This window comes from Methylotuvimicrobium sp. KM1, assembly GCF_044788715.1.
GTDB lineage: Bacteria > Pseudomonadota > Gammaproteobacteria > Methylococcales > Methylomonadaceae > Methylotuvimicrobium.
Genome location: NZ_CP173170.1, coordinates 1,274,112 through 1,291,599 on the forward strand (window position 1 = coordinate 1,274,112; position 17,488 = coordinate 1,291,599).

The 17,488-nt window shown below is 49.6% G+C and carries 16 protein-coding genes and 1 tRNA gene; 10 read left to right on the forward strand and 7 right to left on the reverse strand.

Going from position 1 to position 17,488, the window contains the following annotated elements; all coding sequences use genetic code 11:
* Positions 1-2: 2 nt before the first annotated feature.
* From pheT to ACINK7_RS05495, 4 genes are all read left to right on the forward strand, one after another.
* Positions 3-2,378, forward strand: coding sequence for a phenylalanine--tRNA ligase subunit beta (pheT, locus tag ACINK7_RS05480; protein ID WP_404360293.1), 2,376 nt, complete (start codon positions 3-5; stop codon positions 2,376-2,378).
* Positions 2,379-2,382: 4 nt separating this feature from the next.
* Positions 2,383-2,679 (forward strand): integration host factor subunit alpha, encoded by a 297-nt coding sequence (gene ihfA / locus ACINK7_RS05485; protein WP_014147396.1) that lies wholly within the window; start codon positions 2,383-2,385, stop codon positions 2,677-2,679.
* Positions 2,663-3,016: a MerR family transcriptional regulator gene (locus ACINK7_RS05490; RefSeq protein ID WP_014147397.1), complete on the forward strand. Its 354-nt coding sequence runs from the start codon at positions 2,663-2,665 to the stop codon at positions 3,014-3,016. Before ihfA ends, ACINK7_RS05490 begins: the two co-directional genes overlap by 17 nt.
* Before the next feature lie 98 nt (positions 3,017-3,114).
* Positions 3,115-3,191: transfer RNA gene (locus ACINK7_RS05495), tRNA-Pro, on the forward strand.
* Positions 3,192-3,296: 105 nt separating this feature from the next.
* On the opposite strand, the gene ACINK7_RS05500 is transcribed toward ACINK7_RS05495, so the two are convergent.
* The 4 genes from ACINK7_RS05500 to ACINK7_RS05515 form a co-directional block, all read right to left on the reverse strand.
* A complete protein-coding gene (locus tag ACINK7_RS05500; protein ID WP_404360294.1) occupies positions 3,297-3,524 on the reverse strand; it encodes a hypothetical protein in 228 nt (75 codons plus the stop codon).
* A gap of 163 nt (positions 3,525-3,687) precedes the next feature.
* Positions 3,688-4,269 carry an aminoacyl-tRNA hydrolase gene (gene pth, locus ACINK7_RS05505; RefSeq protein WP_404360295.1) on the reverse strand — a complete coding sequence of 194 codons (582 nt, stop codon included), beginning with the start codon at positions 4,267-4,269 and terminating at the stop codon, positions 3,688-3,690.
* Between the two features lie 225 nt (positions 4,270-4,494).
* Positions 4,495-5,091, reverse strand: coding sequence for a hypothetical protein (locus ACINK7_RS05510; protein ID WP_404360296.1), 597 nt, complete (start codon positions 5,089-5,091; stop codon positions 4,495-4,497).
* On the reverse strand, positions 5,084-5,752 hold the full coding sequence (locus ACINK7_RS05515; RefSeq protein ID WP_017840098.1) for a Bax inhibitor-1/YccA family protein: 669 nt from the start codon (positions 5,750-5,752) through the stop codon (positions 5,084-5,086). The genes ACINK7_RS05510 and ACINK7_RS05515 overlap by 8 nt, the downstream gene beginning before the upstream one ends.
* Positions 5,753-6,139: 387 nt before the next feature.
* Here ACINK7_RS05515 and ACINK7_RS05520 point away from each other — a divergent pair, with 387 nt between their 5' ends.
* From ACINK7_RS05520 to ACINK7_RS05545, 6 genes are all read left to right on the forward strand, one after another.
* The gene (locus ACINK7_RS05520) at positions 6,140-6,535 is read left to right on the forward strand and encodes a group II truncated hemoglobin (RefSeq protein WP_404360298.1); all 396 of its coding nucleotides are present in this window, start codon (positions 6,140-6,142) and stop codon (positions 6,533-6,535) included.
* 418 nt (positions 6,536-6,953) lie between these two features.
* Positions 6,954-7,646 carry a M48 family metallopeptidase gene (locus ACINK7_RS05525; protein WP_404361414.1) on the forward strand — a complete coding sequence of 231 codons (693 nt, stop codon included), beginning with the start codon at positions 6,954-6,956 and terminating at the stop codon, positions 7,644-7,646.
* A 304-nt stretch (positions 7,647-7,950) separates the two neighbouring features.
* Entirely contained in the window at positions 7,951-8,433 is a 483-nt protein-coding gene (locus ACINK7_RS05530) for a protein disulfide oxidoreductase (RefSeq protein WP_404360300.1), read from the forward strand.
* A gap of 17 nt (positions 8,434-8,450) precedes the next feature.
* Entirely contained in the window at positions 8,451-10,925 is a 2,475-nt protein-coding gene (locus tag ACINK7_RS05535) for a fused MFS/spermidine synthase (protein ID WP_404360302.1), read from the forward strand.
* Positions 10,926-11,254: 329 nt separating this feature from the next.
* On the forward strand, positions 11,255-11,551 hold the full coding sequence (locus ACINK7_RS05540) for an antibiotic biosynthesis monooxygenase (RefSeq protein WP_404360304.1): 297 nt from the start codon (positions 11,255-11,257) through the stop codon (positions 11,549-11,551).
* A gap of 3 nt (positions 11,552-11,554) precedes the next feature.
* Complete coding sequence (locus ACINK7_RS05545; RefSeq protein WP_404360306.1) at positions 11,555-12,748, forward strand: iron-containing alcohol dehydrogenase; 1,194 nt, start codon at positions 11,555-11,557, stop codon at positions 12,746-12,748.
* A gap of 270 nt (positions 12,749-13,018) precedes the next feature.
* Here the strand turns inward: ACINK7_RS05545 and ppk1 are convergent, their stop codons facing one another.
* From ppk1 to ACINK7_RS05560, 3 genes are all read right to left on the reverse strand, one after another.
* Positions 13,019-15,193, reverse strand: coding sequence for a polyphosphate kinase 1 (gene ppk1, locus ACINK7_RS05550; RefSeq protein ID WP_404360308.1), 2,175 nt, complete (start codon positions 15,191-15,193; stop codon positions 13,019-13,021).
* Positions 15,194-15,405: 212 nt separating this feature from the next.
* Complete coding sequence (locus ACINK7_RS05555) at positions 15,406-17,067, reverse strand: diguanylate cyclase (protein ID WP_404360310.1); 1,662 nt, start codon at positions 17,065-17,067, stop codon at positions 15,406-15,408.
* Positions 17,045-17,452 (reverse strand): response regulator, encoded by a 408-nt coding sequence (locus tag ACINK7_RS05560; RefSeq protein ID WP_404360312.1) that lies wholly within the window; start codon positions 17,450-17,452, stop codon positions 17,045-17,047. The genes ACINK7_RS05555 and ACINK7_RS05560 overlap by 23 nt, the downstream gene beginning before the upstream one ends.
* Between the last annotated feature and the right edge of the window lie 36 nt (positions 17,453-17,488).

Genomic DNA, 17,488 nt, shown 5'->3' on the forward strand with positions numbered 1-17,488 from the left:
TCATGCAATTAAGTGAAGCTTGGTTAAGGGAACTGGTCAATCCGCCGATTACGACGGCGGAACTGGTCGGACAATTGACAATGGCCGGTCTCGAAGTCGATTCGGTGACGCCTGCGGCGGCTGATTTTGGCGGAGTTGTGGTTGGCGAAGTGATGGCGATGGAGCCGCATCCGGATGCCGATCGATTGCGAGTCTGTCGGGTCGAGGTTGGTGAGGCCGAACCGTTGCAAATCGTTTGCGGGGCTGCAAATGTTCGCGTCGGTTTGAAAATTCCGGCGGCACTGATCGGTGCGGTATTGCCCGGCGATTTCAAAATCAAAAAGTCGAAACTGCGCGGCGTCGAATCGTTCGGTATGCTGTGTTCCGAAAAAGAGCTGGGTTTGGCAAAAGATGCCGAAGGCTTGATGGAATTGTCGGTCGACGCGCCGGTGGGTGCCGATATTCGAGATTACTTGTCGCTAAACGACAATATGATCGAGGTTGATTTGACGCCTAACCGGGCCGACTGCCTGAGCGTCGAAGGTATTGCCCGTGAAGTGGCGGTGTTGAATCGCTTGGATTTTAAACCGGAACATGTGATGCCGGCATCTGCGGTTCATCAGGAGACATTAGCGGTCGCGGTGTCGGCAGCCGAATATTGCCCTCGTTATACCGGTCGATTGATTAAGAATGTGAATCCGGACGCTGAAACCCCGTTATGGATGCAGGAACGTCTGCGAAGATCCGGACTGCGTAGTCTCGGGCCTTTGGTCGATGTCACTAACTATGTGTTGTTGGAGATGGGGCAGCCTTTACATGCCTTCGATGCCGATAAGTTGACCGGAGGAATTCGGGTGCGTTTAGCCGAAACCGGTGAAAAATTGAGCCTATTGAACGATCAAGAAATCGTGCTCGATAACGAAACGCTGGTTATCGCCGATGATAGCCGTGCGTTGGCCTTGGCTGGCGTAATGGGCGGCAGCGAAAGCGCAGTCGGCGATACAACAAACAATATCTTTTTGGAGTGCGCTTTTTTCTCGCCGGATACCATCATGGGCAAAGCGCGCCGATACGGTTTGCATACCGATTCCTCGCATCGCTTCGAACGTGGTGTCGATCCTTATTTACAATCTCGAGCTCTGGAAAGAGCGACGCAACTGATTCTTTCGATTGTAGGCGGCAGCGCCGGTCCTGTTACGGAAGTTAAAGCCGAAGCGGCCTTACCGAAACGCTTGCCTGTTTTATTACGCAAACAACAGATTTTGGACATTCTTTGCGTCGAGCTTGAAGATGAAGTGATTGCCGATATTTTCGAGCGTTTGGGCATGTCGGTTGAAACCTCGGAAGAGGGTTGGCAAGTTACCCCGCCTGGATTTCGTTTCGATATTGCCATCGAGGCTGATTTAATCGAGGAAGTGGCCCGTATTGTCGGCTACAACAATCTGCCGCAAAGTGAATTATTCATGCGTTCGGAATTAAGCAAGGCGCCGGAAGCGATGCTTGAACTCGATAGAGTTAAGGATTTTTTAGTCGATAGAGGTTATCAAGAAGCGATCACCTACAGTTTCGTCGATGAGGCGATACAAAAAATCATAGCACCGGATGATGAGTTCATTCCATTGCAAAATCCGATTTCATCGGAATTGGCCGTGATGAGAACCACGTTGTGGTGCGGATTGCTGCGTGCCGCCTTGCATAATATCAATCGGCAGCATACTCGGGTCCGGTTATTCGAAACCGGCTTGCGTTTCGTGCGCCAGGATGGTGTGATTCATCAGCAAAAAATGCTGGCAGGTCTCGCGATCGGTGATGTGTGTGCCGAACAATGGGGCGATAAAAGTCGTGCAATCGATTTTTTCGATGTTAAGGCCGATCTTGAGGCGCTGTGTGCCTTAACCGGTATAACTATTCTGTTTGAGGCGGCAATTCATCCAGCATTACATCCCGGCCAGTCGGCGCAAATTCGCTCTGCATCAGGGGGGGGTATAGGCTGGATGGGTATGTTACACCCGTCGCTGGAAAAACAATTAGATTTCGATTCGAGAGTTTTCTTGTTCGAATTGGATCAAGATTTACTATTGGACAAGGCCATTCCTTCGTTCAAGCCTTTATCGAAATTCCCTTCGGTACGCCGCGATATGGCCTTGATCGTCGATGAAAAAGTGACGGCCGGTCAAATCATCGATGCGATAAAAAGCTGCAATGAATCGGTTGTTCAAGACATTCTGATTTTCGATGTGTATCGCGGGCCAGGTGTAGAAACCGGCTACAAAAGTATTGCCTTAGGGCTGGTTTTTCAAGATTTTTCACAAACTCTTACCGATTCGCAAATAGATGCTATATTTAGCAGACTGTTAGCGGCTTTAGCCGATAAGACCAATGCAAAACTGAGGGATTAAATTTATGGCATTAACGAAAGCTGATTTTGCCGAGAGGCTGTTTGACGAGCTTGGATTAAACAAGCGCGAAGCGAAAGACATGGTGGATTTGTTTTTCGAAGAAATTAAAGGATCTTTGGAAAACGGAGAGCAGGTCAAATTATCGGGATTCGGCAAATTCGAACTTCGGGACAAAAACAGTCGGCCGGGTAGAAATCCGAAAACAGGTGAAGAGATACCGATTACCGCCCGTCGTGTGGTAACATTTAGGTCCGGTCAAAAACTAAAAGCCCGAGTAGAAGCTTATGCTGGAACCGAGTAATAATAATGAACTGCCGCCGATACCGGCGAAACGCTATTTTACGATAGGTGAAGTCAGCGAATTATGTGCGGTCAAGCCGCACGTGCTAAGGTATTGGGAGCAGGAGTTTTCAGAACTAGCCCCTGTAAAACGGCGGGGTAACCGTCGTTACTATCAACGGCACGATGTATTGATGATTCGTCAGATTCGATCGCTCCTTTATGAGCAAGGCTATACGATAGGCGGCGCGAGGGCGCACTTATCAAGCGACGATGCCAAGGAAGATTCAACTAGGACCAAGCAGTTGATTCATCAAATGATCGGCGAGTTAGAAGATATACTGGAAATTCTTAAATAATTAGCAAGCTTTAATTATTCAATAGATAGGCCGGAATAGTAAAGTTTGTATTCACTTTTTAACGAATATCCAGTATCATTCGTTTCTTTTTATATTGTCGGGGCGTAGCGCAGCTTGGTAGCGCACTTGCATGGGGTGCAAGGGGTCGAAGGTTCAAATCCTTTCGCCCCGACCAATTGAATCAAAGGCTTGTGATTTTCGATTAAATCATAATGCTATCATTTCGAGGTGCCAATTATAGGTGCTTCAATTTTTTATGTTTTGCTCGGATTATCGATCGTCAGTCAATGACGACAGGTCCGGTCCAATTGAGTTCGTCGATCGCTCTTTGAGCCGACTCGATTGTTGGATAGGATGTGTTTAATACATGTCCCGCTTCGCTTCCGATAACGATGAATACCCGAATGAGATTTGAATCGTTATTGATCCTAATAGAGCACACTATCCCCCGTCTAACGAGCCTACGCGCTTCGTTGGCCGTAATTTCAATCATAAAACAATCATTCATATTGATACCTGTGTTGGACAGTCTAGTTTAAGGCTCATTTTGGCACACTTTGGTTTCGTCTGTCTGTTTCCGGCTAATTACAACGATTATTTTTCGCCAAGCACACTTCTCGCTCTTGTTGATTGCCAAATTGGGTATTGCGGGGCTGTCCTATTACCTAGGATTACGCTGATTTGCTATGTAGCGTTTGCATGGCTTGATCGAATTGACCTTGAAGCAATAATGATAAGACTGAAGCGCTTTCGTCTATCGATTGCTCTATAACTTGCAGTTCGTTTTTTGAGGGTGTGTGTAGCACGTAATTGACAACGGCATTTCTATCGCCTGGATGACCTATGCCGAGTCTTAAGCGCCAGTATTCATTGCTGCCTAATTGCGCATTGATATCTTTCAGGCCGTTATGACCGCCGTGACCGCCGCCCTTTTTCAGCTTGCAAGTACCGGGAGGAAGATCAAGTTCGTCATGAATGACTAGGATTGCTTCGGGAGGGATTTTGTAAAATTTAGCCAGCGCGCTAACCGAACGGCCGCTGAGATTCATGAAGGTTGAAGGTTTCAAAAGCCACGCCTCATGACCCGAAGTGTTTAGTTTGCCGGCGTTTCCGAAAAACTTGGCTTCGGCGTTCATTCGAGTATCATTGAGTCGTCCGATATGGTCAATCCACCAAAAACCGGCATTATGTCTTGTATCTTCGTATTGCTTGCCGGGGTTGCCAAGGCCGACAAAAAGTTTGATTCCTGTCATTGAAAAAAATAATTTATGAAAAAAGTGGAAGTACTGTTTTTTTAGTAAGGCGCTATTATACCCTTTGCGAGTTAAATTTTGGCGCCGGGCGAATACGTTCTTGTAGACTCTATGGCATAATTCATGCTGTCCCCTCACCTAACGCTAGGTGAGGGGCCGCACAGCCCGGCGCATCCTCAGGCACTGCCGAAATTTGAGGTGCGAAAGGTATAACTGTTATTTTTGTTAAATCGTATCGGGTTGCGGTTCAGCAGGTTGTTTCGAAGGAAACTTTTTTTCTAATTGGCGGCCGAATTCTTCCAGTTGTTTTTCCAATTGTTTGCTGAACGATTCGATCTCTTTTTCAAGCAAGGGCAGTTGTTTTTCGAATTGGTTTTGGAATTTTTCGCCGAGGTTTTGCAGGCTTTTGAAAAAACCGTCGAATGCGGTTCCTGCCATGTTTTGCTGGGTTCGGCGGTAGTCGATTCGCCATAATTCGTTTTCGATGACCAGCGCCGTTTCAAACGGTCGAGGCCTAAGGCTTGAATCTTCGGAGTTAAGGATCGTTTCGACGGAGGCAATATTGCCGTTGATGATCACTTTGCCGGTTTCGAGCGAGGTGATGTTTGAAAAATCATGAGGGGGTGCAGCAAGCAAAGCAAGGCTGTCATCGGTTACGTAGCTTTCGGCGGTAGCTAAGTCGTTATCGATTAGAGCCGTCCAGAAAGAGCGGGTGACTTGGTCGGGGGTTTTTGCGCTTTCGCAGCCGCTCAATGCGAATACAATAAACAAAAGCCCGGCGTATACCGGGCTTTTGGCGCGCAGTGTGTTTTGATCAATCATCGCCGCCGAAGACGCCAAGCAATTGCAACAAGCTCAAGAACAAGTTGTAAATAGACACATACAACGAGACCGTCGCCAGAATGTAATTGCTTTCGCCGCCGTTAACGATGGCGCTGGTTTGGAACAAAATCATGCCCGACATCAGCAGAATGAACATCGCGGATACTGCCAAGGACAGTGCCGGCATAGAAAATACGACCGCGCCGATTCCGGCCAAAAAGGCAACCAGAATGCCGACCATCAGGAATCCCCCCATGAAGCTGAAATCTTTGCGGGTCGTCAGCGCGTAAGCGGAAAGGCCCAGAAAAATTACGCCGGTGCCGCCTAGTGCCGTCAGAATTAATTCATGACCGTTGCTGAACGCATTGATATACATGCTTAAAATAGGTCCCAAGGTCAGTCCCATGAAACCGGTCAATGCGAATACAAAGACTAGGCCAAGACTGCTGTTACTGAATTTAGTCGTCAGAAACAGCAAACCGAAATAGCCGATCATCGAGACGATCATTCCGGGGTGGGGCAGGTTCAACGTCATTGCCAGACCTGCTGTCAGCGCGCTGAACAATAAGGTCATCGACAACAGCATATAAGTGTTTTTCAGCATTTTATTGGTCGCCAGAATGCTGGCTTCCGGGCGTGAAACTGCGGTATTCAATCTCATGTTTAATGACTCCTATGTCAATTAATAACTTACGGATTATACAGACCTTCCAATATTACAAGAGTTTCATTGTGTTTGTAAGTCATTTGCAGCGAAATGTGTAGTCGGCTCATTATTAAAGCTATGTATTCGGTAATTTTTGAAACCACCCGCCACTACCGGAAGCGCTTATAAATCCAAAGTGAATCGTAGGTGTACGCTGCGCGTACCTACTGTCGGCAAAAGGCAACACATGAAGACACGTTAAACTACTGGTGGTACTGCCGTGGTTCGCATAGCCTAGCTTTATGTTTTGAGATTGGTTTAGTATTAACGGCCAATGGATTAGCCTTTTTAAAATGCTGAATTACAGTAAAATACGTTATTTTCCATTAAACCTTCTATTACATGTCAGAACCTACCGGATTAACGCCTTATGAGTTGATCGGCGGAGAAAAAGCCTTGTTGAGCTTAGTCGACCGATTTTATTTTTTTATGGATACCTTGCCCGAGGCCGAAGGTATTCGAGCGATGCATCAACCGGATTTGTCCGGCGCGCGCGACAAACTATTCAAGTTTTTGTCCGGTTGGTTTGGCGGGCCGGATTTGTTCATTCGCGAATACGGACACCCAAGGCTACGTGCCCGGCATTTTCCGTTTGCGATCGGCGAGTCGGAACGCGATCAATGGATGCTGTGTATGAGCAAAGCCTTAAGCGAACTGCCGATGGATGCTCGGCTCAGAGTCGAATTGAGCGAAGCGCTTCAACAGTTGGCGACTCATATGATTAATGTTGAAGGTTGAAGGTTAAAGGTTAAAGGTTAAAGGTTAAAGGTTAAAGGTTAAAGGTTAAAGGGGAAAGGGGAAAGGGGAAAGGGGAAAGGGGAAAGGGGAAAGGGGAAAGGGGAAAGGGGAAATTAGGGCTTGACAAGTGTTTTAAATGCAGCATCATTTTGCTAACTGCTAACTGCTAACTGCTAACTGCTAACTGCTAACTGCTAACTGCTAACTGCTAACTGCTAACTGCTAACTGCTAACTGCTAACTGCTAACTGCTAACTGCTAACTGCTAACTGCTAACTGCTAACTGCTAACTGCTAACTGCTAACTGCTAACTGCTAACTGCTAACTGCTAACTGCTAACTGCTAACTGCTAACTGCTAACTGCTAACTGCTAACTAACTCGAGACACAACCATTTCCAATTTACCTTTTACTTATCAAATTCGCCGCAGTTCTAGGGCAACCAAAGCGCGGATTACGGTGGCTCCCGGAAAGGTGCAAGTCGTCGCGCCGGCCGGGATTTCCGAGCGAACGTTGCATCGTTTCGTCGAGCAAAAACAGCAGTGGGTTGTTCAAGCGCTGAACCGCTTGGAAGCACGCGTCCAACAGGTGGAAAGTTTGGCGCCGGAATTTTATATAGACGGTGCGGAGATTCCATACCAAGGCGAGCGTTATCGGCTCAACGTCATGCCGACTCGTTTGAAGCGAATCAAACTCGAATTTTCCGATCGTTTCATTGCGCATATACCGGAAACCTTGCCTTCAGGCGATCATAGCGAAGCGATACGGGATGCTTTGATTCGTTGGATGAAGGTCGACGCCAAGCTCAAGACCGAATATTATGTCGAAAAACATGCGCACAAATACTTGTTGTCGCCCCGGTCGATTTCGATCCGCTCGCAAAAAAGCCGCTGGGGTAGTTGCGGCATTCATAACGATATTCATCTCAATTGGCTGTTGATTCTGGCTCCGCCCGAAGTATTCGAATATGTCGTCGTGCATGAATTATGTCATATTAAAGTCAGAAATCATTCGAGCCTGTTTTGGCAGTTGGTCGCTGACCATTTACCCGATTACCGGCAGCGGCGGAATTGGCTCAAAGAGCAGGGTAGCCGGCTGATGATGGGGCTATAAGGATTTCGATAAAAATAACTTTCTGGAGTTATAAGCTTTGTTGAGGGTTCGGTAACTCGCCTGGCAGGACGCCGTGAACCCAGCACCTAAATTATCAAGATAGTTAACCATAGCTAATGGCTTATGGAATTTAGGTGCTGGGTGAATACGTCCTTGTAGGCTTGACGGCGGCGACTGATTGCCAAGGATGGCATGAATGCAGATTTTGCAGGAGCAAAAATCTGCCCTGCCGCCGACACCTGCCAATCGAGTTACCGAGCCCTCTAAAATAGGGAAGTTATTTATGACCAAATCCTAAAGACCGATGACGATCAAAAAAATTTTGTTTTATAGCGCGATTGCCTGCCTTTTGTTCGCCGGACAGTTTTTATACAGCCGGGGGCTGGCGACCGGAAAACCGCCTGAATTGGCGCAAACGACAATTCAGGGCGAGCGTGTTTCCGACCGAATTGCGACCGGCCCCGGCTTGATTTATTTCTGGGCCGAATGGTGCCGAATATGCGCGATGATGCAGGCGCCGGTTAGTGCGGTACTGAACGACTTTCCGGGCGTGACTGTGGCTTTGAGATCGGGTGATGCGGATGAGGTGAAGGAATATCTCCATAAGAAAGCATTAAATTGGCCTGCGATCAACGACGAAGACGGTTTGATTGGCGATCGCTTCGGGATTCGCGGAGTCCCGTCGGTTTTCATTTTAAATCCTGAAGGCGAGATTGTTTTTACGTCGGTCGGCTACAGTACCGAATGGGGCTTGCGTTTTAGGCTTTGGTTGGCTGCTTGGTTTTGAACTTGAAAGATTCCGAGATGAGGTCATCAAGTCGGCCGCTCGCGTCTGTCGCTGTGCTGTTTTTCCTGACCGGCATGGCGGCGTTGATTTACGAGGTGCTTTGGCTGAAAGAACTGGGTTTGTTGTTCGGCAATACCAGTCAAGCCATGGCGACGACATTGGCCGCATTTTTTTTGGGACTAGCCGCCGGCAGTCATTATTGGGGACGGAAAGTTGCTGCTTTCCGGGAGCCGCTAAAACTGTACGCCGGGCTCGAGGCCGCGGTTGCCGTTTGCGCGGCGGGTTACTTCATATTACTCGCGGCCTATGGCCGGCTCTATCCGTGGATATTCGATTGCTGCGGCAATCATGCCGGATTGTTTACCGGCGTCAAATTCGCCTTGTCGCTGACGATATTGTTTCCGCCTGCTTTTTTCATGGGCGGCACGCTGCCGGTGCTGAGTCATTTCGCGGCACCGAATCGTAATGATTTAGGTCGTAACACGGCTTTGCTATATGGCGTCAATACCTTGGGTGCCGTGGCCGGTGCGCTGTTGGCAGGGTTTTGTTTGCCGGTTTGGCTAGGTTTCAAGGCCAGTTACGGATTAGCGATGGCGATTTCGTTGACGGTCGCGGCGGGCGCTTATGTCTTATCGAAACCGCACACTGAGCAAAGTCGAGCGCCGATTGAAACCGGCGGCATCGCTTTTCGTCCGCTCGCCGTCATCGCGTTCATGTCGGGGCTTTCGATGCTGGCCCTGCAAGTATTATGGGGGAGGATGTTCGCGCAGGTATTGCAGAATTCAGTCTACACCTTCGCGTTGATTCTATCGGTATTTCTTATTTGCCTGGCTTTGTCGGGGTTTCTGGCGCGCTGGTTGATTGCCGTTCGTTTTGATGCCGGAAAGCTGTTGTTCGGGTCGCTGATTATCGGCGGCCTTTTGGTTAATCTCGGGCCTTTCGTGTTTTTGGCGTGGACTGACGAACTGCACTATATCGGTTCGGATGTCGGTTGGTATGCTTATTTGCTGCAAATCGCGGCGCCGGCGGCGTTTATCATGGGGCCGCCATTGCTGCTGTTGGGGATGGCTTTGCCGCTGTCGATTCGTTTGGCGCAAAATCACCGACCAAGCGGTGGAACGCTGGTCGGGCAATTGGTCGGGATCAATACCTTGGGCGCGATAGCCGGTTCCATCATCGCCGGTTTCTTGATATTGGAATGGATGGGGCTATGGGCCGGAATTCGATTGATTGCGGTGCTGTATTTTTTGACGGCCACTTATTGGTTTAGTCGGGCTACGGAGACGGCTTCCAACTGTCGACAGCCTAGCTGTTCCCATAGTCAGAAATCATTTGAATCGGACTGGCGTCGGCGGGGAGGGTTGTATTTACCGGCAATCGGCATTTTATTGGCGGTTTCAGTATTCGATACCGGCAAATTGCCCCTGGTCAAAGTCGACCCGGTCAACGAAGAAGAAAGCCTGCTGGAGTTTTGGGAAAGCAGCGCCGGAACAGTCGCGGTGATTCGGCGTGGTGAACATTTGAAAATCAAGGTCAATAATCATTATACGTTGGGTGGAACAGGGTCTTTCGAGCTCGAGCAATTGACCGGCTCGTTGCCGGTTGCCTTGCATCGTGAGCCGCGTTCGGTTTATGTATTGGGCCTCGGTACCGGTATCACGGCGGGCGGCGTATTGAAACATCCGGTTCAGAGACTGACCGTGACCGAGTTGCTGAACGATGTCGTCGAGGCATCGGATAAATATTTCGGCGCTTATACCAACGGCTTGTTTTACGACCCGAGAGTGCGTGTCTTGCATGAAGATGGGCGTAATTATTTACGCGGCGCCCGTGAAAAATTTGATGTGATAATCGGTGATTTGTTCGTACCCTGGGAAGCCGGTACCGGAAGTCTTTATTCGCTCGATCATTTTAAGACAGTCTCCGAACGCTTGAATGAAAACGGTTTGTTCATGCAATGGTTGCCGGCTTATCAATTGTCGCAAGTCGAATTCGATGTAATCGCCAAAACGTTTTTGGAAGTGTTTCCTTATGCGACAGTGTGGCGCGCCGATTTCGGCGCATTAAGGCCGGTTTTGGGTTTGTTGGGGAGCAAGAGTAACCAAGATCTTGCGGCATTATCGGTGGGGCATCATCAAAAACTTCTGCTGCATTTTGCCGGCGATTTGGTTTCGATAAGCAGTCGTTTCGAACAGGCGCGACTGAATACCGACGACAGGCCTATCATTGAATTTTCCGCGCCGGTGAGTCAACGCTCGATTAAAACCGGACGGCAGGAGTGGCTGGTCGGCGCGGAGTTGATTGAATTAATGGAGGCGCTACAATCTAGCGTTTCGGATTATATAGTCGATGTGTCGGAGCCTTCGAAGCAATGGCCGCAAGCCGGTTTCAACTTGCAAAAGGCGCAATGGTTTCGCTATCAGGGTCGGCTTAAAGAGGCCGAGCAAGCCATGGCGAACTATCGGGAATTGCTTGGCGAAGAAGAACAATAGCGAGAAACTCGCTTGTTTTTCTCGTTTCCACTTCGGCTTCGATATCATCTGTTAGTTATCTTAAGCTTCCGGGCTTCGATGATCGCGATCTGGGGATCGCTCCCACAGGGTGTTGTGGGCACTCCAAGCCGCCCTCTGTGGGAGCGACGCCTTCGTCGCGATTTCGAAGCCGGGAGCGTAGGTGACAACAAACGGTATTGAGGTAAAATTAGCTAAACCTCTTAGGATACGCAGTGAGTTCCATAGCCGGGTAGGTCCGGGTTACGCTAGCGCTAACCCGACCTACGCCACTGAATGGTTTCATCCTAATAACATATCAAGGAGTTTTTATGCACGTCACTTTGGTTCATGTTCACGTTAAAGCCGATTATATCGATGATTTTATCGCCGCCACGAAATGCAATCATGAAGCGTCGATTCGCGAAGCCGGCAATCGCCGCTTCGATGTGTTGCAATCGCCCGAAAATCCGGGGCAGTTCGTTTTATACGAAGCCTACGTTTCTGCCGAAGATGCCGCAGCCCATAAACAAACCGCGTATTATTTGGCTTGGCGCGATACGGTCGCCGATTGGATGGCCGAGCCCCGTCAAGGGATTCGTTACGAAGGACTTTTTCCGCAGGGGTAAACGATGCAATTTAAACCATTTTCGATTTCACGCCTGCCGCGCATTAGCTACGGCAGGGGCCGGCTCAGCGAAGTGCCGGCCTTGACGGCTAGTTATGGTGGCAAAGCCTTGTTGGTTACCGGTAAGCAATCTTTTTGCGGTACGGAACGTTGGCCGTCGTTTATCGAGTCCTTGGAAATGCAAGGCGTTCGCTGGTTGCATGTCACCGTTTCGGGCGAACCGTCGCCGGATCTGGTCGATCAAACGGTTAGCCGGTTTGGCGGCGAGGCGATTGCTGTCGTGATCGGCATCGGCGGCGGTAGCGTGCTCGATGCCGCGAAAGCGATAGCGGGGCTTTTGCCGCACGGTAATTCGGTCATGGATCATTTGGAAGGCGTCGGTCGGAATATTCCTTATCGGGGGCCTAGTACGCCGTTCATCGCCGTTCCGACCACGGCCGGTACCGGCAGTGAAGCGACCAAAAATTCGGTGTTGAGCGTACAAGGACCGGAGGGGTTCAAGAAGTCTTTTCGTGACGAATGTTTGATTCCCGAATATGCAGTGATTGATCCCGACTTGCTGGAAAGCTGCCCGCGCGACTTGATCGCGGCCGATGGTATGGACGCCTTCACGCAATTATTGGAATCCTATGTTTCGTTAAAGGCTAATCCGTTCATCGATGCGTTGGCTTGGAGCGGGATGTGCGCTTTCAAGGAGGGCTTTTTTGCCGCTTGGGAAGGCCGGGAACCTGAAGCCGCTGAAGGCCGTGCCGCGATGGCGTATGCTTCCTTGCTTTCCGGTATCACGTTGGCGCAAGTCGGTTTGGGTTCTGTGCATGGCTTGGCTTCGCCGTTGGGCGCCTTTTTCCCGATACCGCATGGCGTGGTTTGCGGAACGATGGTTGCCGCCGCCGCCGAAATCAATATTCAAGCGATTGAAGCGCGAGAACCCGATAATCCGGCGTTGGCTAAATACGCGCAAGTCGGGCGTTTGCTGATCGGGCGTAACGATATCGGCGATTCGGTTGCGCGCGATTTATTGATCGAGTTGCTTGCCGAATGGAGCGAAACCTTGCAATTACCGCGCCTTGGCAATTACGGCATCAGAGAGGCCGATTTTGCAAAAATCGTTGCAAATAGCCGGGGCAGCAGCATGAAAACCAATCCGATCGTGCTGACCGATGCCGAGATAGAAGCGATATTGCAGCGGCGGCTTTAAACTTAACAATCATGAAGGCTTGGTATCGCCCTGCCAAATGAAAGTTCTCTGGTGGCGGAGGGTGCGGTCACTCGCCCGACAGGACGCCGTGAATACGTCCATGTAGGCTCGACGGCGGCTATCCTTGCCGCCGACGCCTGTCGATCGAGCAACCGCACCCTCTCCGGAACCGGTATTTTCTCTGCCGAGCTTCTTATATCGAAAAATTAGATTAAGATTTCAAATCCGCGAACTTTCACAGTAACGATCAAAGGTAGTGGTTTTCGCGACTTATCCCAGGCGCGAACCGGATCGGCTTTTTTTCGATTTCTTGAGTTTTTTTTCAGAGCCGGCTTTTTTAAGGCGTGTCTGGGCTAAGTTAATCAGCGTTTCTTGGGCTCCAACGGTGTCCTGTTCGTTTTTCGGTTGGCGCTGAACATAACTGCCGTCGGGCTGCATCTCCCAAACGCTTCTTTGGTTATTCAATTGTACGTTCAATATTTCTCGTAGCTCGGCTTGTAATTCGGGTTTCTTAACCGGCGTCACGACTTCCACGCGGCTTTCCAGATTGCGTTTCATGCAGTCGGCCGAACCGATGAAATATTCTTCGTCTCCGCCGTTTTGGAAATAAAAAATCCGCGAGTGCTCAAGAAAGCGGCCGACAATGCTGATGACGCGAACCGAATCGGAAATTCCCGGAATGCCGGGTCGCAGCCGGCAGGTATCGCGGACGATCAAATCGATTTTGACGCCGGCTTGAGCGGCCCGGTAAAGCGCGGCCGTGATATCGGCATCTTCTAAGGCGTTCATCTTGAATTGAATCAAGCCGGGCGCTTTTGGCGAATGCTTGGCGATTTCGCGTTCGATTTTTTCGATTAAAGCGGGTTTTAGGTATTTCGGTGAGGTGAGTAGACAATTGTATTGACGCTTCGGAACCAGGCCCGTCGTTAAATAATTGAATAACTCGGTAAGGTCTTGGCCGATGTCTTGGTCGCAGGTCAAAATGCCGAGGTCGGTATAGAGCCTGGCGGTTCCGGCATGATAATTTCCTGTGCCGATATGCGCGTATCGGCGTAGACCGTTGTAGTCCTGGCGAACGACATAAATCACTTTGCTGTGCGTTTTGAGTCCGACCACGCCGTAAGTGACATGAATCCCAGCGCGCTCCATGCGTTGCGCCCATTGGATATTGGCCGATTCATCGAAACGTGCTTTCAATTCCACCGATACGGTAACCTGCTTGCCATTTAATGCGGCGTCGATCAAATATTGGACAATTTTAGTGGCAGCCGAAGTGCGGTATAGCGTCATTTTAATGGCCCGAACATTCGGGTCGCGGCTGGCTTCCTTGACGAAGCGTTCGACCGTTGTAACGAAAGACTCATAGGGGTGTTGCAGCAGTATCGTTTCTTGTTCGCGAATGGCATGGAAAATATTCGGCGCACCGGCTAATTTAGGGTGATCGCAGGGGTGATGCGGGGCGTCGAGCAAGTCCGGGCGGTCGATCGCGGCGATTTGAAATAAATCGGACATCGCCAAGCGCTCGTCGACGATGAAGACATCATGCTCGTTCAGATTAAGTTCGGCTGTCAACATGCCGCGTTGTAACTCACCCATCGTTGAGGCGACTTCGAGTCTAACGACAGAGGCGAATTTGCGTTCGCGCAATTCCGACTCGATCATTTGCAGTAAGTCGTCGGCCTGGTCCTCGTCCTTTTCGGTGATGGCGTTGCGAGTTACACGAAACAAATCCGCAAAAGCGATATTCATGCCCGGAAACAGTAAATCTAAATTGTTCGCGATCAAATCGCCCAGCGCAACATAAACAAAATCGTCGCTGACCTGAATGAAACGCGGAAGTCTGGGGCCGACCGGGACTTTGATCCTGACGAGCGTGACGAGTTCGGGGTCCGTGCAATAGACGCCGGCCAGCAGGTTCAACGCCAGATTCGAAATGAACGGAAACGGATGCGCCGGATCGATCGCCTGAGGCGTCACTAGCGGAAAAATATTCTGAATATAGTAATCGCGCATTTGTTTTTGTTGAGCGCGCGTTAACTCGGAGAAAGGAAGGATACGGATGTCTTGCGACTTGAGATGCCCCATTAATTCGACGAATAGTTGCTGTTTTTTCGCTTCGATTTCGCGTACGACCGCGTAGCATTCGGTGATTTGTTGTTGTGGGCTGCGACCGTCCACGCTTAATTCGGTGATGCCTGCGCCAAGTTGTTGTTTCAGTCCGCCAATGCGCTTCATGAAAAATTCGTCAAGATTGGAGCTGACGATCGCGATAAATTTGACTCTTTCCAGTAGCGGCGTTCGCTCGTCCTCGGCTTCGTGCAAGACGCGTTTATTGAACTCGAGCCAAGTCAATTCGCGGTTTAGGTACCATTCCGGGGAATGGCTATCGAATTCTGGAGCTATCGGGGCAGGTTTCGGTTCGGTAAGGACGGTGGGTTGTTTCATTTTTAACGTTATTGGCAAGTGGTTAAATGGATTCGCAGCATAATCCTTAATTCGGCAATATAACCATGAAGCACATGAAGTTCTTGAGGTTTTTCAAGAGAATGTTCATAAACTTTGCGTAACCTTTCAGGAGATCAAAACTGTTATACAAAAGCATGGCAAGTTATTGAATCAACTTCTTATTCTTCATGGTGAAATGCTTTTTAGGATAATCATTCGATGTTGCGAGCAATGCTGGTTCGGTTGCGTCCTTCCCGTTTGGCTTGATATAACGCGTTATCGGCGATGGCAAGGAGCTCAGTTCCGATTAAACGAGGAAAGTGCGCCGAGTCTGCCAGGCCTATCGAGACCGTGCAATTGAATCGTTGATTTTGATCTTGAAAATGAATATTGGTAAATTGATTGCGGATGTCGTCCAGTAGTCGATAGGCATCGTCTTGATCGCACTCCGGTAGGACAGCTGCGAATTCCTCGCCGCCGTAACGGCCGATGATGTCCGAATGGCGAAGGCGTTGACGTAGCAGCATGGCAAGCGAAGTGATGACATTATCGCCGACCGTGTGACCGTAAGTGTCGTTGACTAATTTAAAATTATCGATATCCAGCATCGCGATCGAGACCGGTTTGCCGTTACGTCGAGCTTGGGCCGTCTCCAAATCGGCTGCTTCCTTGATGCTGGCATGTTTCAATAAACCGGTAAGGCTGTCTTTAGCGATGAGCGAAGTCAAGCGGCGGGCTCTTTCGATACGTGCGCGTGTCGCGGCAATCAATTGCGCATCCGATATCGGTTTCATCAAGAAATCGTCAGCGCCCTGTCCCATAGCCAAAATTTGTATGTCGAGATCGCTTTCGGAGGAAAGAAAGACTATCGGCAAGCCCGACCATTCGTCGTATTGACGAATGACTCCGGCAAGATCGAGACCGGTAAAGTTGGGCATATGCAAATCCAACAAGATTATTTCGGGTCGGAAACTCGCGATTTTGGTCATAACCGCTTCGGGATTCTTCAAGATTTCCGCTTGCATGCCCGCGACAGTCAGGACTAATTGATAGTGGGCGGCCAGATCGTTGTCGTCGTCGATGATCAAAACACGCTGGGGAGGCGCTCTTCTTTTTTCCAGAATTTGCATCATGCGGTTGATCAAAACCGTGATGTCGACCGGTTTGACAAAATACCCCTCGGCGCCGAGCCGAGCCGCGCGAACCCGCGAGTTAAAGTCGTCGGTCGACGAGAGGAACAAAAGCGGACAGTCTAGCGACTTTAAGGTGATTCTATCCTGAAGAAGAATGGGATCCTGAGCGGAAGGGCGGTGTAACCTTACGTTCATGATCAGCAAATCCGGGCGCTCGAATTGCGCGGCGGTTTCCGCATCTCGGATAGAGTTAAACAAATGAACTTCGAAGTTAAAAGACTCTATCTGGCGAGCCAATTCTTGTTCGAATGCCGTATCGTCTTCGATCAGCCAGACCCGCACGGTCTTATCGATAGGCATGTCCGATGTCATCGCAAGCGCGGCGACCGAATGATTTTCAGGCGGCCCAATGACATTTTTAAGCGCGCCAATATCTTTAATAATCGATTGTCGGATTTCATCGTCGATCTCGCCTGAGCGGTCTTCAAGCCATGCTTGGAGGCGGATTTCCAAACCGCGCGCAGCATCTCCGAGAGCAGGCACTCCGAATGTGCCGCATGAACCTGAAAGTTTATGTAGGCGATGATGTAATTCGTTAAGAGCGGCGACATCGAAATCGCGCTCGATCAGATTTTCGGCGATGGCCTTTAAGCTGTTTAATTCGACCGGTAAACGCTTTAAAAACTGAGCGCGTAATCGCGATAGTTGTTCCTGGGCATCAGACGGGTTGGATAGAGGCATTTTGTTCTCGTTTTTCCCAAATTATGCGGATTTGGTCGGCTAGAGTCATCGGGTCGAACGGTTTGGCGATGACATCGATTGCGCCTAACGATCTGTAATCCGCAATTTCGGACGGCTGAATCTTGGCGGTCATGAAGATAATCGGAATTTCCGCGATGATAGGCTGTTCGCGTAAACGATTGAAAGTCGTCGGGCCGTCCATACCGGGCATCATAACATCGAGTAGGATTAAATCCGGCATGAAATCGGCCGCTTCGGCCAAGGCTTCCTCGCCGGAAGAGCAGGTTTTTACCGTGAATCCGCCTACCATTTCCAATGCCAGTTTCGCCACGGTCTGAATGTCGGGTTCGTCTTCTACATAGAGTATGCGTTGAAATGTGCTCATAAAAGAATTTCTTGGATGGTATGGGTTATATATGTA